Genomic DNA, 20,564 nt, shown 5'->3' on the forward strand with positions numbered 1-20,564 from the left:
ATTCCACGGACTTAGAAGCGGTCAATTCCCCCCATTCCCAGCGTGCTCCCTCGCACAGATGTCCTCGGCCGCCGACCGCCCGTCGTAGGTCCCGCGCCCGTCATCGCCCGGGGCGCCGCGGGGCCCCGATGTGCGGTCACCCACACGGTCACCGGCGTCGGCGGCCGCTGACGCCGAGGTGCGCACGGGGCGGTCGGCGCGCAGCCGAGCGAAGAGCCGGCCCGCTTCCGGCTGCACGAGTTCGTCGCGGTTGATATCGGGCGGGTACGACCGTCGCGGAACGGTCAGAAATCGCACATGGTCCTCGGGGATATTCCGGACGCTGCGCACGAGTTCGTACAGCTCCGTCAGAGAATCCAGGCCCGCGTCGGCGGTGAGCGCCGAGGTCGCGGAGTTCAGCACGGGATAGAGCTTTGCCGGATTGAGGAGCACACCGGTGCTCCGCGCTTTCTTCACCAATGAGCCGAGGAACGCCTGCTGCCGCTCCATCCGCTGCGTGTCGCTGCCGTCGCCGAGCCCGCCGTGCGCACCGCGCGCCCGTACGTAGCCCAGGGCCTGGGCGCCGTGCAGCGTCTGCCGCCCCGCGGGGAGCTTGAGCTGGGCCTTCTTGTCGTCGACCGGGGCCGGTACGCAGACGTCGACCCCGCCCACGGCGTCCACCATCTTCTTGAAGCCGTCGAAGTCGACCACCAGGTGATGGTCCACGCGCATCTTCGTGAGCTTCTCGACCGTACGGATGGTGCAGGCCGGGCCCCCCTCCTCGAAGGCCGAGTTGAACTGCGCGAACCGCGCCGCCTCCACGCTCCCGTCCTGTCGGGTGCACTCCGGCACCCGCGCCATCAGGTCGCGCGGGACGGACACCCCGGTCGCGCTGCGCCCGTCGGCCGCCAGGTGCAGCAGGATCGTGGTGTCCGAGCGCTGCCTGTCGTCCCCGCCGCCGTAGCCGGAGTTCCGCCCGGCGCGGCTGTCGGAGCCGAGCAGCAGGATGTTGCGGGCCGCGCCGGGCGGCCGCGCCGGTCGCTCCTTCTCGTACTGCGCGAGCTCCTCCGCCGTGTCCACATCCGTGTGGATGTTGTCGTCGAGCGACCGGTAGAGATGGACGGCGACGCCCCCGGCGGCCAGCACCAGCACCGCCGAGCCCAGCGCGGTCCAGCGGAGCCAGCGGCGGCGGGGCCGCTGTCGCTGCTCCTCGGGCGCGGAACCCGTGGGGTCGTTCCCGGCGTCGGTCACGGCGGTGTCATCCTCCCGGTGTCGGTGGCGCGTGCGAGCAGCGCACGGGCACACACCGACGCCGGTCACGCAGTCAGACGCCCCGGACCGCGCCGGGGTTGTACGCGGCAGGCGTGCGCCGGTGCTGCGGAATGCGCGAGCACGCTGTGCCGATCATGGAACCGGGCGGCGCGGGCGGCCACCTTCAGACGGCGGTGTGGGTGACCCGCTCGTCCTCCTTGCGCTTGTCGAGCGCGGCGGGGTCCAGCTCCTGGAGGTTGCGGCACAGCACCACGGAGGCGCCGGCCGCCAGCGGCGCGAGCAGCCCCGTGCTGATGCCCTCCCAGTCGTCGTACGAGCCGCCGGTCAGCAGGCGCGAGCCCTGCTCCAGGCCCAGCGCGGCGGCGTCCTCGCGGGCGCGGCGTACGGCCTCTTCCCCCGTCAGCTCCGTGCCGTCGGGCAGCTCCAGGAAGACGTCGTCCCCCGAGACCGGGGCCAGCGGAGCGAACTGGTCGCCCTGGCCCGGCACTTCGACGGCGTAGTCGTGGAAGCCCTCCGGCGGCTGCGGGAAGCGCGCGCCCAGCGGGCGCAGGCTGAGCGCGATCCGCTCTCCGGTGCAGGCGCGCGCCGCCTCCAGCTGCTCGGCGCCGGGACCGCTGACGGCGAGGTCGGCGCCCCGCGGATCACCGCCGGGTGCGGCGGCCACACCGGTGGAGGAGCAGGCGAGCAGCCACACCGCGGTCTGCCAGTGCGCGGGGAGCAGGAGCACGGCGCGGTCACCCGGTTCGGCGGCGACGTCACCCTGAAGGAGGTTCGCGGTCTTGGAAACCCAATTGGCCAGCGTCGCGACGGACAGCTCGACGCGCTCGCCCGTCGCGTCGTCGTAGTAGGTCACCAGCGGGCGTCCCGGATCCGTGGCCAGGGCGGAACGCAGCAGGTCGGCGGGGGTGCGATCGGTGGTGTTCATCGCCGTAAGGGTACGGGCGCCCGCTTTCCGACGAACCGTCAGGCAGGCGGCGGGGAACGTCCGTACGAAAGAAGCCCGCCGGCGAGGGCGCGGGCGGGGCCCCGGCGTCCGACGAGGCGTCAGTTCCGGATGGACAGAATTGTGACTGTATGTCCAGCATTTGACTTATGCGTGCATTCTCTGTCTCCGCGATCGGCGTCACGTGCTCGGCGGCGCTGCTGCTCCCTCTCACCGGCCCCTCCTCGCCCGACGGTTCCGCCACGCTCTCCTCCCGCGCCACGTCCCCCGGACAGGCCGCTGCCGCCGAGGCCCCCGCGGCACCGGCGCGGTCGGGCGACGGCGACCGCGGCAGGAAGGCGGCGGCCCAACTCCCCGGCAGCACCCAGTCCCTGCCCCTCGCGCTCTCCGGGCCCGCCCGCGGCGGCGGGGGAGCGGGGGAGAAGGGGCCCCGGCTCTTCAAGCCCCGCAAGGTCGACCCCTTCTCGCTCGTCGGCGTCGTATGGGACCGCCCCGACGCCGAGCTGCACGGACGCGTCGAGGTCCGCACCCACGACAAGGGCGGCAAGGGCTGGACCCCCTGGCGCGACCTGGAGACGCACAGCGAGGACGGCCCCGACGCGGGGGACGCGGGGCGCGGCTCGTCGGCGCCCATGTGGGCCGGCAACTCCGACGGCGTGCAGGTCCGCGTCCACCACGAGTCGGTGCTCCCCGAGGGCCTGCGCCTCGAACTCGTCGACCCGGGACCCGACTCGACGGCCGACGCGGTGACCGACGCGGTGACCGGCTCGGGCTCCGCCCCCGCGACGGGGTCAGGCGCGGCGTCCGGCTCGCAGCAGGGCCAGGACGACCAGGCCCGCCCGGCCTCCGAGACCAAGCCGGCGCCCGGCGCAGCGGAGAAGCCCGCCACCGCGGAGAAGCCCGCCACCGCGGAGAAGCCCGCCACCGGGCAGGAGTCCAGCGAGGCGAAGAAGCCCGAGGCGCAGAAGCCGGCCGCTCAGCCTCAGCAGAAGCCCGCCGAGCAGAAGCAGCCAGCCGCCCAGCAGCCCGCGAAGAAGCCCGGCTCCGCGCAGCAGCCCGGGCAGCCCGACCAGGAGCGTGACGTGATCCCCGCGCTCACCAAGGAGCAGACCGAGGCGGAGTACGGCTCACAGGCCGCCGCCGCCGCGAAATCCGGGTCGGGGGACGACCAGCGCGCCGTCGAGAGCCGCATCGGTCCGCGCCCCGCGATCGTCACCCGGCACGGCTGGGGCGCCAACGAGAAGTGGCGGGAGAAGGGCTTCTCCTACACCGGCACCGTGCACAGGGCGTTCGTCCACCACACGGCCATGAGCAACAACTACAGCTGCCGTGAGGTACCCCGCATCCTGCGTTCGATCTACCGCTTCCACGTCAAGAGCAGTAAGTGGCGGGACATCGGCTACAACTTCCTGATCGACAAGTGCGGGACCATTTACGAGGGCCGGGCAGGCGGGGTGGCCAAACCGGTCAAGGGCGCCCATACTTACGGGTTCAACTCCAACAGCACGGGCATCGCGGTGCTCGGTTCGTTCGGTTCGTCCCGTCCGACCAACGCCGCGACCACCGCCGTGGCGAAGCTCACGGCGTGGAAGCTCGGGCTGAGCGGAGTGAACGCAGGGGGGACGTCGTGGGCCGTCTCGGGGGGCGGCAAGTACAAGAAGGGCAGCAAGGTCAGGCTTCACACCGTCTCGGGGCACCGCGACGGCTACAGCACCTCGTGCCCCGGCTCCCAGCTCTACAGCAAGCTCGGCTCCATCCGGTTCACCGCGGCACGGCTTCAGGGACGCTGACCGGAACGACCGAAGCCGCTGCTCCTGGGCGGTACGGGTGGCCGCCGGGCGGGATGTCCGCATCCGCTTACACTGGCCGCCGGCCACCCGGCCAAGGGCCCCGTTCAGGAAGCAGAGAAACAGGTGACAGAAGCGATTCTCCTGGTCGGGGGCAAGGGCACCCGGCTGCGCCCGCTGACCGTGAACACGCCGAAGCCGATGGTCCCGGCGGCAGGCGTGCCCTTTCTCACCCACCAGCTCGCGCGGGCGAGGGCGGCGGGGGTCGAGCACATCGTGATGGCCACCTCCTACCTCGCCGAGGTCTTCGAGCCGTACTTCGGCGACGGGTCCCAACTCGGCCTGCACCTGGAGTACGTGACGGAGGATGAGCCGCTGGGCACGGGCGGCGCGATCAGGAACGTCGCCTCCCGCCTGCACTCGGCCCCCGGCGACCCGGTGCTCATCTTCAACGGCGACATCCTCACGGGACTCGACATCCGCGCCCTGGTGGACACCCACACCGGTTCGGGCGCGGATGTCTCGCTGCACCTGACCAGGGTCGACGACCCGCGCGCCTACGGCCTCGTGCCGACCGACGCGGACGGCAGGGTGACCGCCTTCCTGGAGAAGCCGCAGACGCCCGAGGAGATCGTCACCGACCAGATCAACGCGGGCGCGTACGTCTTCGACCGCTCGGTGATCGACGCCATCCCGCACGACCGCCCGGTCTCCGTCGAGCGCGAGACCTTCCCCGGGCTGCTCGCCGACGGCGCGCACCTCCAGGGCATGGTCGACTCCACGTACTGGCTCGACCTCGGCACCCCGCAGGCCTTCGTGCGCGGCTCGGCCGACCTCGTGCTGGGCAGAGCACCCTCGCCGGCCGTGCCGGGCAGATGCGGCGACAGCCTCGTACGCGAAACGGCGCAGGTCGCCTCCGACGCGAAGCTGACCGGCGGTACGGTCGTCGGCGCCGGCGCGGTGGTCGGCCCCGGCGCCCGGGTGGACGGCTCGACGGTGCTGGACGGCGCCGTGGTGGACGGCGGCGCGCAGATCCGCGACTCGCTGATCGGCGAGGGCGCCAGGATCGGCGCCGGCACCGTGCTGGACGGCGCGGTCATCGGCGACGGCGCGGAGATCGGCGAGGGCAACGAGCTGCGCGAGGGCATCAGGGTGTGGTGCGACGCACGGATACCCGCGGGCTCGGTCCGCTTCTCCTCCGACCAGTAGGCGAGGGGCGGGGGCGGTGCGCGGGCTCGTTAACCTTGCGGGCGTGTCCGCGCCGCCCCTCACCCGTACCTGGACCCCGCCGCCCCACTACGACCTGCGGCGGACCCTGCGTGTGCTCCAGCGCGGACCGCACGACCCGGCGTACCGCGCCGAGGACGGCGCCGTCTGGCGCGCCAGCCGCACCCCCGAGGGCCCGGCCACGCTGCGCCTGACCCAGGAAGCACGGACCGTACGGGCCGAGGCATGGGGCGCGGGCGCCACCTGGATGCTGGACCAACTCCCGGCACTGCTGGGCGAGTTGGACGATCCGAGCGCCTTCACCGCCCACCATGACCTCGTACGCGAGGCGCACCGGCGCAACCCCGGGCTGCGGCTCCCGCGCACCGGACTCGTCATGGAGTCGCTGATCCCCTCGGTGCTGGAGCAGAAGGTCACGGCCGACGAGGCGTACCGCGCCTGGCGCCTGCTGCTGCGCCGCTTCGGCGAGAGGGCCCCGGGCCCGCACGAGAGGCTGCAGGTGATGCCCGAGCCCCGCGACTGGTGCCGCATCCCCTCATGGGAGTGGCACCGCGCCGGCGTGGACTCCAAGCGCTCGGCCGCCGTCATCCGCGCCGCTCAGCGCGCCCCGCGCATGGAGGAGGCCGCGGACATGGAGCTGGAGGCGGCCCTGCGCAGGCTCCAGGCCATCCCCGGCATCGGCCCGTGGACCGCGGCCGAGACGCTCCAGCGCAGCAACGGGGCGCCCGACGCGATCACCGTCGGCGACCTGCACCTGCCGCGGATCGTCGGCTACGCGCTGACCGGCGAGCGCACCGTGGACGACGAGGGAATGCTGGAGCTCCTCGCCCCGTACGAGGGCCAGCGGCACCGCGCGGCCCGGCTCATCTGCCTCACAGGACACGCACCGCCCCGCCGCCGGCCGCGCTTCCCCGTGGGGGACATCGCGCGACTGTGACGGGGCGTCAGGGCACCCAGGGGGTTCCCGTACGGGGCGCCCGCCGGGCTGCCGGTCTGCTCACCTGCTGACGATGCTCACCTGCTGACGATGAAGTCCGCGCCGTCGCGCGGCGGCCGCTCCCTCGGCGGTGCCGCCGCGTGGCCCACGGCGACCGCGCCCATCGGGTCCCAGTCGCCGGGCAGGTCCAGCACCTCGCGCACCACGTCGCGGCAGAACATCGTGGAGGACACCCACGCCGAGCCCAGGCGCTCGCCGGCCAGCGCGATCAGGAAGTTCTGGATGCCCGCGCCGTTCGCCACCACGAACATCTCCCGCTCGGCGGCCGACCTGCGCGCGTCCGGGTAGTCGTGCGAACCGTCCATGACCAGGCACGGCACGGCCAGATAGGGCGCGTCGCGCAGCACGTCGCCGCGCCGCACCCGCTTGGCGATGCTCTCCTCGGACTTGCCGTCGGCGCGCAGATCCGCGATCCACTGCTCGCGCATCGCGTCCAGCAGCCGGGCGCGCGACTCCTCCGACTCCAGCAGCACGAACCGCCACGGCGTCGTGTGGTGCGGCGCCGGAGCGGTGACCGCCGCGGCCACCGCGCGCCGCACCGCCTCGGGATCCACCGGCTCGTCGGTGAACTCCCGCACCGTGCGCCGCAGCGTGACCGCCTCGCGCACCGCCTCCGACGTGCCCAGCCGGAACATGTCGCTGGCCGCGTCCCGCACCAGCTCCCGCGCCGACTGCTCCCGCGCCGCGTCCTCGGGGTCGTCGGTGAGGGAGGGCACGTGCTGCGGCAGTCCGCGCAGCACCGCGACCGGCAGTCCGTCGGCCTTGCCCTTCACCAGCTCGCCCGCGGCGGCCAGTTCGTCGCCGACCGCGGTGACGGTCACGCCCAGCGGATTGCCGTACGCGTCGACCCCGCCGCGCAGGTCGTCCAGCACCCGTACGCCGGCGGCCCCGATCGCGACGTCGGTCTGGCCCTCGCGCCACGGCCGCCCGAAGGTGTCGGTGACCACCACGCCGACGTCCACGCCCAGCACGTCCGCGATGCCCTCGCGCACCGTGCGGGCCGAGGCGTCCGGGTCCTCGGGCAGCAACAGCACCGTGCCCTTGGGGGTGTTGGAGGCGTCCACGCCCGCGGCCGCCATCACGAAACCGTGCCGGCTCTCCACGATCCGCGCCGGACCGCGCCGCGCGACCACCCGCACCGTCTCCGCGTCTATGGCCGCCTCGCGGTCGTCGGCCACCAGCACCCGGCCCTCGGCCTTGCTGACGATCTTCGACGTCACGATCAGTACGTCGCCGTCCGCGAGGCCCGGGAGCCCGGGCCCCGTGGCGGCAGCGGCGATGAGCTTCACCAGGTCGTCGCCCGGCTGCACTTCGGGAATGCCGGGCAGCGCCCAGACCTGGTACGAGGACGGGCTCTCGGGGCCGAGCGTCACGCGCGTACCTCCTCGGCGAGCGCCAGCGCGGCGCGCGCCATCTCCGCCGTCGCCTCGGTGTCCTTCATCATCAGCGGCACGGCGCGGCAGCGGATGCCCGCCTCCTCGACGTCCGCGACGGAGCCCTCGTCCACGCTGTCCACCAGCCACCCGTCGAGCAGCCCCGAACCGTAGTGCCGGGCCACCGCCGACGCGCTCGACTCCACGCCGACCGCCGCCAGCACCTTGTCGGCCATCCCGTGCACGGGCGCGTCGCCGACGATGGGGGAGAGGCCGACGACCGGCACTCCGGCCTCGGCGATGGCCTCCCTTATGCCGGGCACCGCGAGGATGGTGCCCACGCTGACCACCGGGTTGGACGGCGGGAAGAGGATCACGTCGGCGTCGGCGATCGCCTCCAGCACGCCGGGCGCCGGCTTCGCCGCGTCGGCGCCGACCGGCACCACGGCCTGCGCGTCGACCGAGGCGCGCAGCCGCACCCAGTACTCCTGGAAGTGCACGGCCTTCTGGCCGCCGTCCGGATCGTCCGGGTCCTCGATCAGCACGTGCGTCTCGACCCGGTCGTCGGTCATCGGCAGCAGCCGCACGCCGGGCTGCCAGCGGTCGCACAGTGCCTCGGTCACGGCGGAGAGCGGATAACCGGCGCCGGTCATCTGCGTCCGCACGATGTGCGTGGCGAAGTCGCGGTCGCCGAGCCCGAACCACCCGGGGCCCACGCCGTACGCCGCCAGCTCCTCCTTCACCGCGAAGGTCTCATCGGCCCGGCCCCAGCCCTGCTCGGGGTGGATGCCGCCGCCCAGCGTGTACATCACGGTGTCCAGGTCCGGGCAGACCTTCAGCCCGAAGAGGTGGATGTCATCGCCGGTGTTGCCGATCACGGTGATCTCCGCGTCGGGCACGGCGGCCTGGAGACCACGAAGAAAACGGGCACCGCCGATGCCCCCGGCCAGAACCACAATCCGCTGCATGCCAGCAGTCTGTCAGGCGGAGCCTGTCCTACAGGAGGGTGGTGGCTGGGCGACGGGCGGGCCTGTCAGGCGGAGCCTGTCGCACAGGAGGGTGGTGGCCGGGGCGGGCGCGGCCCCGTCAGGTGGTGAGCGCCTGCCTCGGCTCGTACGCCGGGGCCGCGCAGTGCGGTGCGTGCATCGGCATCTCGGTCAGCCCCGGGAAGTAGACGTGCAGGCTCACGGCCGGTTCCAGGCTGTCGTTGATCACTTCATGCACATAACCGGGCGCGAACACACGCTGCGCGCCCGGAAGAAGAGCACGCCCGGTCCCGCGCGCGTGCTCGGTGAGCCGGCCGTCGAGCACGGTGAGCACGCCGGAGGACGGACCGTGATCGTGCGCGCCGCTGCCCTGCCCCGGCAGCCAGCTCAGCAGCCAGACCTCGTAACCGGGTCCGGTGCGCAGCCGGTGGTACCAGCGGGTGGTGGCGTCGTACCGCACCAGGGATTCCCAGGCGGCGCGGTCGGCGGCGATGGTGCGGGCCAGTCCGGCGAATCCCGCGACGGTGGCGGGGTGTTCGGGAACGGGCGGAAGAAGGTGCGGAACCGCGAGCGGGTCGCCCGCGATCTCGACGTCGCTGTTCACGTCAGGAGAGAGCTTTCGCGCTGGAGGGAGGAAGAAGGAAGAAAAGCGGGTGCCTCAACAGCAGCGACAGCAACAGTGACCCGCGCCCGCGGCAGCACGAAGGGACCCGGCGGAGCGGGCCGTGCGGAGCTCGGAGGTCACTGACATGGGGACAAGGCAGCCACAGGGCATGCCCTGATGTCAATGCCTTGTCTCATTTGGGCGCAATGTTTCACTGCATCCGGTTGGGATCTCCGGGGAAAGGTTTGTGCGATCGCCGCACAGGACAAGTGGCGCACCATCCGCCCCGGCAAACGCCGTTGCGCATCTGTGATCAGAGCGTGATCGACGCTCTTGCGTCGAGGTGGAGGGTCAACGTGACTCGATGTCATGGTTTGTGCCGATATGAACACTTACTGCGTAAGACTGGTTCCGCAGAGTGAATAACGGGCTCAATAGCAGATCTCGGCTTGACTGGCCCGGATCGGCACACTTGTAATTTCACCCGTGTCGTTCAGGCGGGTTCGATAACGGCTGGCTCGAAGAAGCACAACTCGACAGGGCCTACTCGATAACGGTCCGACTCGATAACGGACCGGCCCGATAACGACTGCATCACGGGGACGCAAAGACGGACGAGGGGCGCGCACATGACCGAGCTGTTCCAACAACTGCTGGTCGAAGAGGCGGACGAGGAGCTCGGATGGCAGGAGCGCGCATTGTGCGCGCAGACCGATCCGGAGTCGTTCTTCCCCGAGAAGGGTGGTTCCACCCGGGAGGCGAAGAAGGTCTGCCTTGCCTGCGAGGTCCGATCCGAATGCCTGGAATACGCCCTCGCGAATGATGAGCGTTTCGGTATTTGGGGCGGACTGTCCGAGCGTGAGCGCCGACGACTGAAGAAGGCCGCTGTGTAAGGGACATGGTGGGCAGTCTCTGCCCAGCTCCTGTCCGAACTAAGCACGGACGAGGCAGGTGCGCTGTAGTGAGCCGCTAGTGTGGTGCGCCGTCAGAGGCACATCGGCCTTCCCCAGAGGCGCGTGTGTCCACCGCATCCACCACAGCGTCTTCCGGGGAAGCCCCCGCACCCCCGGGGAGGGCCCGTACCTCGATGTCCGTGCACAGCCATCCGGCGGCCCAATACGAGGCGGCCACAGCGGCGTTCGGTTCTGCCGGACCGCCCGAATTCCCGCGCCATGTGGTCACCGCGGTGCTCGTCTCGCACGACGGAGCACGGTGGCTTCCCGAGGCGCTGTCCGGACTGCTCGGGCAGGAGCGCCCGGTCCAGTACGCGATCGGCGCCGACACCGGCAGCGCGGACGATTCGGCCCGACTGGTCACCGAAGCCCTGGGCGAGGGCCGTGTGCTGCACATGGCCCGGCGTACCGGCTTCGGTTCGGCCGTCGAGGAGGCGGCGCGCACCGCGCCCGTCCTCACGCCCGAGGAGCTGACCTATCTGAAGCGTCCCAGCGGCTGGGACCCGGTCAACCGCACCTGGCGGGACGAGGCGTACGACATGCCGGACCTGCCGTACGGCGAGCCGGTCCAGTGGCTGTGGCTGCTGCACGACGACTGCGCTCCGGAGCCCGACGCGCTGGCGCAGCTCCTGCGCATCGCCGACGCGCACCCGGAGGTCGCCGTCGTCGGGCCGAAGCTGCGGAGCTGGTACGACCGCAGGCAGCTTCTGGAGGCCGGCGTCTCGATCGCCAACAGCGGCCGCAGGTGGACGGGCCTGGAGCGGCGCGAGCAGGACCAGGGGCAGCACGACCAGGTGCGGTCGGTGCTCTCGGTGTCCACCGCCGGCATGCTCATCAGGCGGGACGTCTTCGAGCAGCTCGGCGGCTTCGACCGGCGGCTGCCCCTGATGCGGGACGACATCGACCTGTGCTGGCGCGCCCAGGCGGCGGGCCACCAGGTGCTGGTCGCGCCCGACGCGATGATGCGGCACGCGGAGGCGGCATCGCGCGAGCGGCGCCCCGTGGACTGCGTCGGCCGGGCCAGCAGGAACGGGGCCAGCCCCCACCGCGTGGACAAGGCCGGAGCGGTGTACGCGCTGCTCGCCAACGTCCCCGGCAAGAAGCTTCCGTGGGTGCTGCTGCGGCTGGTGCTCGGCACCCTGCTGCGTACCCTCGCGTACCTCGTCGGCAAGGTGCCGGGACAGGCGCTCGACGAGATCGCCGGGCTGACCGGCGCCCTGCTGCGGCCAGGCCGGATCACGGCGGCCCGCCGCAAGAGAGGCAAACCGCACGTCCCCTACGGGGAGTTGAGGCACCTCTTCCCGCCGCCCGGGGCGACCGTGCGGGTCACCGTCGAGCAGGTCGCCAGCAACATCGGCGGGCGCTCGGAGCCCGAGCTGTCCTCGGGCGGGCGGCACGGCGCCGTGGAGAGCGGTCCCGGCGGTGACGACGCCGACTTCCTGGAGGTCGAGCAGTTCGCGCGGCTCAAGCGGGTCGCGCGCAAGCCGGGCCCGATGCTGTTCGCGGTGCTGCTGGTGGTCTCGCTGGTCGCCTGCCGGGCGCTGCTCGGCGGCGGCGCGCTGGCGGGCGGCGCGCTGCTCCCCGCGCCGGCCGACGTCTCCGACCTGTGGGCGCGGTACTTCGACGGCTGGCACCCGGTGGGTGTCGGGGGCACCCAGACCGCGCCGCCCTATCTGGCGATCGTGGCGCTGGTGGCCACCGTGTGCTTCGGCAGCACGGGGTTCGCGCTCACGGTGCTGCTGGTGTGCTCGGTCCCGCTGGCCGGGCTGAGCGCGTACTTCTGCTCCCGCCCGCTGACCGAGTCCCGGCCGCTGCGCGCGTGGGCGAGCGTGGCGTACGCCTTCCTGCCCGCGGCGACCGGCGCGCTGGCCGGCGGCCACATCGGCACCGCGGTGCTCGCCATGGTGCTGCCGCTGCTCGCCAGGGCCGGGCTCGCGGTGAGCGGGCTGCGCGGCGGGCGCCCCGGATGGCGCGCCGCGTGGGCGTGCGCGCTGCTGCTGACCTTCGTCACCGCGTTCACGCCGGTGATGTGGCCGATCGCGCTGCTGCTGATGGCGGGCCTGCTCGTGCTGAGTGCGATGCGCGGCGAGTTCGGGCAGCGCGTCCTGCTGCGGGCGCTGATCGTGCTGCTCACGCCGATGGTGCTGCTGGCGCCCTGGTCGCTGTCGCTGCTGACCGACCCCGCGCTGTTCCTGCGCGAGGTCGGCATCCCGTACGGGGCGAGCTCGGCCGACGCGCTGGATCTGCTCACCCTCAGCCCGGGCGGTCCAGGGGCCACCGGCGGTCTGCTGCTGGGCGGCGTGGTGCTGGCCGGTCTCGCCGCGCTGCTGCGCGGCGAGCGGCAGTTGGCGATCCGCACGGCGTGGGCGGTCGCGCTCGCGGGGCTGCTCTTCGCCGGGCTGTCCAACGGCTCGGCGTGGGCCGGGCCCGCGACCCTGGTGTACGGGCTGGCGCTGCTGTGCGCCGCGGTCATGGGCGCGGAGGGCGCCAAGGAGCGGGTGGCGAGCCAGAGCTTCGGCTGGCGGCAGCCGGTCGCCGCGCTGATCGCGGCGGCCGCCGCCGCTGCCCCGGTGATCGCGGCCTTCGGCTGGATGATCGGCGGCGCCGACGGGCCGCTGTCCCGGCGCAGCCCCGAGCAGGTGCCCGCGTTCGTCGCGGAGGAGAGCAAGACCCAGGACCAGGCGCGCACGCTCGTGATGGACGGCGAGGCCGACCGCTCCTCGGGTGCGGCGGCCGACGTCGCGTACTCGCTCGTGCGCGGTGCCGGCGCCCGCCTCGGCGACGCGGACCTGGCGGCCACGGCGGGCGACAACCCGCGCCTGGACAAGATCGTCGCCAATCTGGTCGCGGGCTCGGGCGCCGACCAGACCAGCCAGCTCGGCAAGTACGCGGTGCGCTATGTGCTGGTACGCGACGGCGCACCGCGCCAGATGGGCCGTGTGCTCGACGCGACGCCGGGGCTGACCCGGCTGAGCCAGTCGGACGGCAGCGCGCTGTGGCGCGTGGAGCGCGAGGTGTCCCGGGTCAGCATCGTGCCGGGCACCCAGGGCAACGCCGCGGCGGGCAAGGAGACCGCGCCGGTCCCGGTCGCCGCGGGTGCCGTGGACTCCAGCACGCAGATCAAGGGCGGGCCGCAGGGCCGGGTGCTGCGCCTCGCGGACGCGGCCGACGACGGCTGGCAGGCCACGCTGAACGGGAAGCCGCTCAGCCCGGTGACCGTGGACGGCTGGGCGCAGGGCTTCAAGTTGCCCGCCAACGGCGGGAAGCTGGAGCTCACCTACGCGGGCGGCTTCGGGCACGCCGCGTGGCTGTGGGCGCAGGGGCTGCTCGCCGCCGTGGTGGTCGTGCTCGCCCTGCCGGGGCGCCGCCGCGAGATCGACGACGACCTGCCGGAGGCCGAGGCCGTGCCGGCCCAGCCCGTCGCGGGCGAGGGCCGCAGGGCGCGCCGGCTGCGCGCAGCGGGGGAGAACCGCGTGCCGGACCAGGGGCAGGACCCCGGTGCGGATCAGGGCGCCGTCCCGCCCGTCCCCGAACCCCCTTACGGGGACCCGGAGATGCCGGGGCAGCCCCCGTACGACCCCTACGACCCGTACGGGCAGCAGCACGGCGTGCCCGAGCACGGCGTGCCGCAGCCCGGCATGGCGCCGGACCCCGGGCAGCAGCCCTACCCGGAGCAACAGCCCTATGCCGCGCCCGGGTTCCCCGCTCAGCAGCCGGAACAGGTCCCCTTCGCGGCGCAGTTCGGCGGCGGCTACGGGGAGCAGTACGAGCAGTACGGCCAGGAGCAGGGCGCCCAGCCCGGCGCGTACCCCGGCTGGGAGGGCCAACAGCCCTACGGGCAGCAGCAGTACGACCCGTACGGGCAGGCCGGGGATTACGGCGGGGTCGTGCTGCCGGAGCAGCAGCAGGGCCAGTACGAGGCGCAGTACGAGACGCAGTTCGAGGGTCAGTACGACCCGTACGGGCAGTACCCGCCGCCCCCGCCTCCGGGCCCCTATGACCCGTACGACCCGTACGGGCAGGGCGGGGCGGGCGAGCCCGGCACCGACGGCGCCCCGTACGGCGACAGGAGCGACCAGCGATGAACCGCAGCACCGGCGCCGCCCAGCGCGGCGCGCGCACCCCCGCCTTCCTGATCGGCGCCGTGGCCGCGCTCGCCGCGGTGACCGGCGTGGCCGCCATGGCAGCACCCGGCGACCAGGGCGGCGGCAGCACGGCGGGAGCCGTCCGCAAGCCCGTGGAGCGCTCCACCCTGGTGTGCCCGCAGCCCAGCGACTCGGACGTGGCGGAGACGGCGTACACCGGCTTCACGCCCAAGGGCGGGAGCGGGAAGGGCGAGGCCGGGCTGTATCCGGCGGAGCGGGCCCGGGCCGACGGCGGCAAGAGCAGCCAGAAGGGCGGGGCGCGGAGCGACAAGCCCGTCGTCCCGCTGAAGGCTCCCGGCACCCCGGTGACCAGCAGCGTCGACAGCAGCGGCAGTCCGGCGCTGGTCGGTTCCGCCGACGGGCGGTTCGCGCCCGGCTGGACGGTGCAGCAGACCACGACCGTGAGCGCGGGCGCGGGCCGCGGGCTCCAGGGCAGCGCGTGCAGCAGCCCGGACACGGACTTCTGGTTCCCCGGCGCGAGCACGGGGAAGCAGCGCGAGGACTACGTACACCTGACGAACCCGGACAGCACCAGCGCGGTCGTCGACCTCGACATGTACGGGCCCGGCGGGCGCACGACCAGCGACACCGGCGAGGGCATCACCGTGCCGCCGCGCTCGACCGTGCCGGTGCTGCTGTCCACGCTGACCACCGAGCCCGTGGACGCGGGCACGCTGCACGTGGTCGCGCGGAACGGCCGGGTGGGCGCCCAGGTGCAGGCCTCCGACAAGAAGGCGGGCGGCGACTGGCTGGACTCCACGGCCGACGCGGCGCCCTCGGCGGTGCTGCCCGGCATCCCCGAGGACGCCTCCTCGGTGCGGCTCGTGGTCTTCGCGCCCGGCGAGAACGACGCCGACCTCAAGCTCCGGCTGGCCGGCAAGAACGGGCGGATCAGCCCGGCCGGGCACGAGACCGTGCACGTGAAGGGCGGCATGAGCACGGCGGTCGACCTGAAGGACCTCACCAAGGGCGAGGCGGGTTCGCTGGAGCTCACCCCGGCCGACGGCGGCGAGGCCACGCCGGTGGTCGCCGCCGCGCAGGTCACCCGCGGCAAGGGCGGCAAGCAGGAGACCGCGTTCGTGCCAGCGACCGCGCCCGTCGACAAGCGGGCCACCGCCGCCGACAACCCCGCGAACGGCAAGGGCTCGACCCTCGCGCTCACCGCGAAGGACAAGCCGGCGAAGGTACGCGTCACGGCCTCGGCCGGCAGTGACGGCGGGACCCCGTCGAGCAGGACCTACACGGTGAAGCCCGGCACCACGCAGTCCTTCCCCTCGCCCGCGCCCGAGGGCGGCAAGGGAAGCAGCGCGGTCACGGTGGAGCGGCTCTCCGGAGGCCCGGTCTACGCGTCCCGGATGCTGGAGAAGAAGGTGAACGGCACGACCGGATTCACCCTCCAGACGCTGCCCGACGACCGCGGCTCGGTCCCGGTCCCGCAGTCGGGCCAGGACCTCTCCGTACTGAACGACGACTGACCTGAACGACGGCTGAGCCGGACGACGACTGAACCGGACGACGACGGAACCGGACGACGACTGAGCGGGCGGCCGGCTGCCGCCACCGAGCACGCGCCGGGACCCGCGCCCGGTGCGGGCTCAGTCCTGTCCGTACCGCGGATCCACCGACTCGGGCTCCATGCCCAGCAGTTCGGCGACCTGCTCGACCACGACCTCGTGGACCAGCAGGGCGCGCTCGTCCCTGTTCCTGGTGCGGATCTCCACGGGGCGGCGGTAGACCACGATCCGGTCGGGGTGCTCGCCGTCGCCCTCGGCGGTCCGGCCGAGCGGCACGGCCACGGCGTCCTCGTCCAGTTCGCCGTTGTCGCTGCGCGGCACCTCCTGCACCGCGAACTCCACCCTGGCCAGCTCGGGCCAGCTGCGCTCCAGCCTGTTCACCGAGTCGCGCACGAGGTCGTCGAAGAAGTCGGCGCGGCTCACCGCGAGCGGGACCTGCGGCGGGGCCAGCGGACCGCGCATGCCGCGCCCGTGCCGGTCACGGCGGCGCGGCCCTGCGGGCCCTGCGGCCGCCGCCTCCTGCCCTGCGGCGCCGGTGCCTGCTGCGCCGTCGGCGCCCTCGGGGCCGCGCGGCGGTACGGGGGTGTTCATCCCTCCGAGCCTAGTCGGCCGCGCGGCCCGCGGGCGGCAGGCGAACGGTCACGGAGCGGGTACGGAGCGAACACGGGCGGTATGTCGCCGGATGACCGGTCCCATCGATTTTCAGCCCCGTTACTGATCCTTGCGTGACCGCCAAATCCGCGCACTATGACCGCATTTGGTGACCTCCGTGCCCAGCGCGGAGCCCGGGAGGATCGTTTCCCCGCCATGTGCGCGGGCCCCGGGCGGCTTTGTGCAGATCAGGCGTTCCCGGCGAACCGGGACGACACGGCTGTGTGACGTCGGGGAGAGTCGTCGCGGCCCGCTCAGGAGTGCGGTACGGTCCAACGTCGTGAGCCCTGTACGTCGCTGTTCGCGCACCGCATGCGGCCGTCCCGCCGTCGCGACGCTCACGTACGTCTATGCGGACTCCACCGCCGTACTCGGACCGCTCGCGACCTACGCCGAGCCGCACTGCTATGACCTGTGCGCCGAGCACTCCGAGCGCCTGACTGCCCCCCGTGGCTGGGAAGTTGTGCGTCTCGCCGTGGACGCGGGGCAGGCCAGGCCCAGCGGCGACGACCTGGAGGCCCTCGCCAACGCCGTGCGTGAGGCGGCGCGTACGCCGCGGCAGGCCGAGCCGTCCTCCGGCGCGCGCCCCGAGCACGCCGCCGGACCCGAGGGCCGCGAGGCCAACCCGATGGAGGTCGCGCGCCGCGGCCATCTCCGCGTGCTGCGCTCCCCGGAGAGCTAGGCCCCGCACGGCGGTCCTTCCGCGTGACCGCTTCCGCACGGCCCTTCCGTCCGGCCGTTCCCGCGCGGTCCCTTCGTACGGCCAGCGCACAGCCCCCGCACGGCCCGCGCTCATGGACCTCTCAGCCGGTGCGGGTAGATTTGGCGCACCGCTGGGGAGTTGGACCCGGTGCGTCCCTTCGCGGCGCCGCACGGTCCGGCACGCACCCGGCGGTCCAAGCACTCCGAAGCACTCCAGGAGAGGGCCTGCCGTGGCTGATCTTTCCCAGATCGTGAAGGCGTACGACGTGCGCGGTGTGGTGCCCGACCAGTGGGACGCCTCACTGGCCGAGCTCTTCGGCGCCGCGTTCGTCGAGGTCACCGAGGCGAGCGCGATCGTGGTCGGGCACGACATGCGGCCCTCGTCGCCGGGTCTCGCGCGTGCCTTCGGGCGCGGCGCCGCCGGCCGGGGCGCCGACGTCACCGAGATCGGGCTGTGCTCGACCGACCAGCTCTACTTCGCCAGCGGCAGCATGGACCTGCCGGGTGCGATGTTCACCGCGAGCCACAACCCGGCGCAGTACAACGGCATCAAGCTCTGCCGGGCCGGGGCGGCGCCGGTCGGTCAGGACACCGGCCTGGACCGCATCCGCGAACTCGTCGAGGAGTGGAGCGAGAACGGGCTGCCCGCGACGGACGCGGCCCGGGGCACGATCACGCAGCGCGACGTGCTCGCCGACTACGCGCGGCACCTGCGCACCCTCGTCGACCTCACGCGGATCCGGCCGCTCAAGGTGGTCGTGGACGCGGGCAACGGCATGGGCGGGCACACCGTTCCCAGCGTCTTCGAGGGGCTGCCGCTCGAACTCGACGCCATGTACTTCGAGCTGGACGGCACCTTCCCCAACCACGAGGCCAATCCGCTCGATCCGAAGAACATCACCGACCTGCAGGCGCGGGTGCGCGAGGCGGGCGCCGACATCGGCCTGGCCTTCGACGGCGACGCCGACCGGTGCTTCGTGGTGGACGAGCGCGGCGAGCCTGTCTCCCCCTCGGCGGTGACCGCCCTGGTCGCCTCCCGCGAACTGGCCAAGGAGCCGGGCTCCACGGTGATCCACAACTGCATCACCTCGTGGTCGGTGCCCGAGGTGGTCAAGGAGAGCGGCGGCACCCCGGTGCGCACCCGGGTCGGCCACTCCTTCATCAAGGCGGAGATGGCCCGCAGCGGCGCGATCTTCGGCGGCGAGCACTCGGCGCACTACTACTTCCGCGACTTCTGGAACGCCGACACCGGCATGCTCGCCGCGCTCCACGTGCTGGCCGCGCTGGGCGGGCAGCAGGGGCCGCTGTCCGAGCTGTTCACCGCGTACGACAGGTACGCGGCCTCCGGGGAGATCAACAGCACCGTCGCCGACCAGCCGGGGCGCGCCGCCGCGGTCAAGGAGGCGTACGCGGCCCGGGACGGCGTGGAGCTGGACGAGCTGGACGGCCTGACCGTCACGGCGGCCGACTGGTGGTTCAACCTGCGCGCGTCCAACACCGAGCCGCTGCTCCGCCTCAACGTCGAGGCCCGCGACGCGGACACCTGCGCCCGGGTACGCGACGAGGTCCTGGCCATCGTCAGGGCCTGAGCGGAACCCCGTAGGGGGCCGGGCGGAATCCCGTACGGGCCCGAGCCGAAACCCGTACGGGCCGGGCTCAGGCACTCCGGCGCCGGCCGGAGCCCCGTACGGGTCCGGTCGCCATCCCGCGCCGGGGCGCCGTCGTGCTCGGCGACGCCCCGGCCGGGGCGCGGGTCAGCGGCGGTACCCTGGGCGCACGGCGGCCGCGCCCGTCCGTACCGCGTCCGGGAGCCCCGGCCCCCGGCAGCTCCGCAGCTCCTGAAAGGGAACCCCATGCCGCTCGAAGCCGGCCTGCTCGACATCCTGGCCTGCCCGGCCTGCCACGCCCCGCTCCGCGAGGAGGGCGAGGAGCTGCTGTGCACCGGCGGCGCCGAGTGCGGCCTCGCCTACCCCGTGCGGGACGGCATCCCGGTGCTCCTCGTGGACGAGGCGCGGCGGCAGCAGCCCGCCTGACCGGGCGGCACAGGACCGGCCCCGGCACCGCGGCGGCCGCTCCGACCTGTACGACCCCCGCGCCGTACCGGTCCCCGGCGGACCGGAGACGGCAGCCGAACGGAGGCCCCGGAAGATGCTCGACGAGTTCCTCCTCGACGAACCCGAGGCCCTGGCCCGCGCCGACGCCCACGGGCTGCTGCGCGGCGCGGCCCAGGCAGGCGCCCGGGTGCGCACCGCGCTCCGGTATGCGACCGAGTCCGGCCTCGACGCGCTGAACCCCGAGGGCCGCCCCCGCGGCATCCTGGTCGCGGGCCCCGGACCCGCCACTGCCTGCGTCGCGGGGCTGCTCGGCGCCTTCACCCACGGCGCCGTCCCCGTCACCCTCATCGCCCCCACCGGCGCACGCCCCGAGCCCGGCGCGCTGCGCTGGTCCCTCCCCGGCTGGGCCGGCCCCCTCGACCTGCTGCTGATCACCACGCCCGACGGCACGGAGCCGGGCCTGACCCCGCTGGTGGAGCAGGCGTACCGGCGCGGCTGCACCGTCGTCGCCGTCTCCCCGCAAGGCGCCCCGCTGGCCGCGGGCATCGGCGAGACCCGCGGCCTGTCCGTACCGCTGGCCCCGCCGCCGCAGGGCGCGTACGAGGTCCAGGAGGCCGGAGCGGGGGCGCCGGGAGGGGCGGACGGCGCGGACAAGTCCGGCAACGGCGGCGCACCCCTCGCGGCACCCGGCACCCTGTGGGCGATGCTCACCCCGGTGCTGCTGCTGTGCGGCCGGCTCGGCCTCGTACAGGCGGACACGCGCGCGCTGGAGGCGGTGGCCGACCGGCTGGACGAGGTGGCCGAGCGGTGCGGGCCCGCCATCGAGACGTACAGCAACGCGGCGAAGACCCTCGCCGCCGAACTCGCCGGGACGCTCCCGCTGCTGTGGAGCGAGGGCGAGGCGGCGCACGCGGTCGCCCGGCACGCCGCGAGCACCCTTACGGGGCTCCCCGGATATCCGGCGCTCGCCGCCGGGCTGCCCGAGGCGATGACCGCGCACGGCGCGCTGCTGCGCGGCGCCTTCGGCCCCGCGCCCGCCGAGGAGGACTTCTTCCGCGACCGCGTGGAGGAGCCCGAGCCGCGCCGGGTGCGGGTGGTGCTGCTGCGCGAGCACGCGCCGGACGCGGAGTCCGCCGTGGTCGCCGCGCGCGACCTCGCGTACGGGCACGAGGCGCCGGTCGGCGAGCTCGAACCGGCCGAGGGCAGCGGCCCGTTGGAGGCCGCGGCCGAGCTGATCGCCACCACCGATTTCGCGGCCGTTTACCTCGCGCTGGCCGACAACGGCTCATGATGGCCCTGACCGGCGCATAACGACCGCGGCAGCCCGTCGCGCGCAGCACGCGGCACGCAGCAGCCCTTCGAGAGAGTGAAGCCCCG

At 73.6% G+C, this 20,564-nt stretch carries 16 protein-coding genes; 10 read left to right on the top strand and 6 right to left on the bottom strand.

Going from position 1 to position 20,564, the window contains the following annotated elements; all coding sequences use genetic code 11:
- Positions 1-21: 21 nt before the first annotated feature.
- Both ABEE00_RS02565 and ABEE00_RS02570 read right to left on the bottom strand, forming a co-directional pair.
- A complete protein-coding gene (locus tag ABEE00_RS02565; RefSeq protein ID WP_345743492.1) occupies positions 22-1,230 on the bottom strand; it encodes an LCP family protein in 1,209 nt (402 codons plus the stop codon).
- 184 nt (positions 1,231-1,414) lie between these two features.
- The gene (locus ABEE00_RS02570) at positions 1,415-2,176 is read right to left on the bottom strand and encodes a TIGR03089 family protein (RefSeq protein ID WP_345743493.1); all 762 of its coding nucleotides are present in this window, start codon (positions 2,174-2,176) and stop codon (positions 1,415-1,417) included.
- Between the two features lie 167 nt (positions 2,177-2,343).
- Here ABEE00_RS02570 and ABEE00_RS02575 point away from each other — a divergent pair, with 167 nt between their 5' ends.
- The 3 genes from ABEE00_RS02575 to ABEE00_RS02585 all read left to right on the top strand — a co-directional run bounded on the left by ABEE00_RS02575 (position 2,344) and on the right by ABEE00_RS02585 (position 6,145).
- The gene (locus tag ABEE00_RS02575; RefSeq protein WP_345743494.1) at positions 2,344-3,984 is read left to right on the top strand and encodes a peptidoglycan recognition protein family protein; all 1,641 of its coding nucleotides are present in this window, start codon (positions 2,344-2,346) and stop codon (positions 3,982-3,984) included.
- Positions 3,985-4,107: 123 nt separating this feature from the next.
- A complete protein-coding gene (gene manB, locus ABEE00_RS02580) occupies positions 4,108-5,190 on the top strand; it encodes a mannose-1-phosphate guanylyltransferase (RefSeq protein ID WP_345743495.1) in 1,083 nt (360 codons plus the stop codon).
- Between the two features lie 43 nt (positions 5,191-5,233).
- Positions 5,234-6,145 (top strand): DNA-3-methyladenine glycosylase family protein, encoded by a 912-nt coding sequence (locus tag ABEE00_RS02585; protein ID WP_345743496.1) that lies wholly within the window; start codon positions 5,234-5,236, stop codon positions 6,143-6,145.
- 77 nt (positions 6,146-6,222) lie between these two features.
- On the opposite strand, the gene ABEE00_RS02590 is transcribed toward ABEE00_RS02585, so the two are convergent.
- The 3 genes from ABEE00_RS02590 to ABEE00_RS02600 form a co-directional block, all read right to left on the bottom strand.
- Positions 6,223-7,578, bottom strand: coding sequence for a coenzyme F420-0:L-glutamate ligase (locus ABEE00_RS02590; protein ID WP_345743497.1), 1,356 nt, complete (start codon positions 7,576-7,578; stop codon positions 6,223-6,225).
- Positions 7,575-8,546 (bottom strand): 2-phospho-L-lactate transferase, encoded by a 972-nt coding sequence (cofD, locus tag ABEE00_RS02595; protein ID WP_345743498.1) that lies wholly within the window; start codon positions 8,544-8,546, stop codon positions 7,575-7,577. Before cofD ends, ABEE00_RS02590 begins: the two co-directional genes overlap by 4 nt.
- Before the next feature lie 118 nt (positions 8,547-8,664).
- Positions 8,665-9,168 (bottom strand): cysteine dioxygenase, encoded by a 504-nt coding sequence (locus ABEE00_RS02600; RefSeq protein WP_345743499.1) that lies wholly within the window; start codon positions 9,166-9,168, stop codon positions 8,665-8,667.
- 629 nt (positions 9,169-9,797) lie between these two features.
- On the opposite strand from ABEE00_RS02600, the gene ABEE00_RS02605 reads away from it, so the two are divergent.
- The 3 genes from ABEE00_RS02605 to ABEE00_RS02615 all read left to right on the top strand — a co-directional run bounded on the left by ABEE00_RS02605 (position 9,798) and on the right by ABEE00_RS02615 (position 15,741).
- The gene (locus tag ABEE00_RS02605; protein WP_004952403.1) at positions 9,798-10,061 is read left to right on the top strand and encodes a WhiB family transcriptional regulator; all 264 of its coding nucleotides are present in this window, start codon (positions 9,798-9,800) and stop codon (positions 10,059-10,061) included.
- Between the two features lie 194 nt (positions 10,062-10,255).
- Complete coding sequence (locus tag ABEE00_RS02610) at positions 10,256-14,206, top strand: glycosyltransferase (RefSeq protein WP_345743500.1); 3,951 nt, start codon at positions 10,256-10,258, stop codon at positions 14,204-14,206.
- Positions 14,203-15,741, top strand: coding sequence for a DUF5719 family protein (locus ABEE00_RS02615; protein WP_345743501.1), 1,539 nt, complete (start codon positions 14,203-14,205; stop codon positions 15,739-15,741). Before ABEE00_RS02610 ends, ABEE00_RS02615 begins: the two co-directional genes overlap by 4 nt.
- Positions 15,742-15,861: 120 nt before the next feature.
- Here ABEE00_RS02615 and ABEE00_RS02620 read toward each other — a convergent pair whose 3' ends face one another.
- On the bottom strand, positions 15,862-16,371 hold the full coding sequence (locus tag ABEE00_RS02620; RefSeq protein ID WP_345743502.1) for a metallopeptidase family protein: 510 nt from the start codon (positions 16,369-16,371) through the stop codon (positions 15,862-15,864).
- Positions 16,372-16,651: 280 nt separating this feature from the next.
- On the opposite strand from ABEE00_RS02620, the gene ABEE00_RS02625 reads away from it, so the two are divergent.
- The 4 genes from ABEE00_RS02625 (at position 16,652) to ABEE00_RS02640 (ending at position 20,478) form a co-directional block, all read left to right on the top strand.
- On the top strand, positions 16,652-17,113 hold the full coding sequence (locus tag ABEE00_RS02625) for a DUF3499 domain-containing protein (RefSeq protein ID WP_345743554.1): 462 nt from the start codon (positions 16,652-16,654) through the stop codon (positions 17,111-17,113).
- Positions 17,114-17,363: 250 nt separating this feature from the next.
- The gene (locus ABEE00_RS02630) at positions 17,364-18,722 is read left to right on the top strand and encodes a phosphomannomutase/phosphoglucomutase (RefSeq protein ID WP_345743503.1); all 1,359 of its coding nucleotides are present in this window, start codon (positions 17,364-17,366) and stop codon (positions 18,720-18,722) included.
- Between the two features lie 264 nt (positions 18,723-18,986).
- Entirely contained in the window at positions 18,987-19,166 is a 180-nt protein-coding gene (locus ABEE00_RS02635) for a Trm112 family protein (RefSeq protein WP_345743504.1), read from the top strand.
- A 115-nt stretch (positions 19,167-19,281) separates the two neighbouring features.
- Positions 19,282-20,478, top strand: a complete 1,197-nt coding sequence (locus tag ABEE00_RS02640; RefSeq protein WP_345743505.1) for an SIS domain-containing protein — start codon at positions 19,282-19,284, stop codon at positions 20,476-20,478.
- Positions 20,479-20,564: the final 86 nt, after the last annotated feature.

Source organism: Streptomyces odontomachicola, from assembly GCF_039605595.1.
Lineage (GTDB): Bacteria > Actinomycetota > Actinomycetes > Streptomycetales > Streptomycetaceae > Streptomyces.

Coding starts and splice junctions, on each gene's coding strand:
- ABEE00_RS02570 (WP_345743493.1), bottom strand. CDS start 2,176: ATGAACACCACCGATCGCACCCCCGCCGACCTGCTGCGTTCCGCCCTG.
- ABEE00_RS02575 (WP_345743494.1), top strand. CDS start 2,344: ATGCGTGCATTCTCTGTCTCCGCGATCGGCGTCACGTGCTCGGCGGCG.
- cofD (WP_345743498.1), bottom strand. CDS start 8,546: ATGCAGCGGATTGTGGTTCTGGCCGGGGGCATCGGCGGTGCCCGTTTT.
- ABEE00_RS02605 (WP_004952403.1), top strand. CDS start 9,798: ATGACCGAGCTGTTCCAACAACTGCTGGTCGAAGAGGCGGACGAGGAG.
- ABEE00_RS02610 (WP_345743500.1), top strand. CDS start 10,256: ATGTCCGTGCACAGCCATCCGGCGGCCCAATACGAGGCGGCCACAGCG.
- ABEE00_RS02615 (WP_345743501.1), top strand. CDS start 14,203: ATGAACCGCAGCACCGGCGCCGCCCAGCGCGGCGCGCGCACCCCCGCC.
- ABEE00_RS02620 (WP_345743502.1), bottom strand. CDS start 16,371: ATGAACACCCCCGTACCGCCGCGCGGCCCCGAGGGCGCCGACGGCGCA.
- ABEE00_RS02635 (WP_345743504.1), top strand. CDS start 18,987: ATGCCGCTCGAAGCCGGCCTGCTCGACATCCTGGCCTGCCCGGCCTGC.
- ABEE00_RS02640 (WP_345743505.1), top strand. CDS start 19,282: ATGCTCGACGAGTTCCTCCTCGACGAACCCGAGGCCCTGGCCCGCGCC.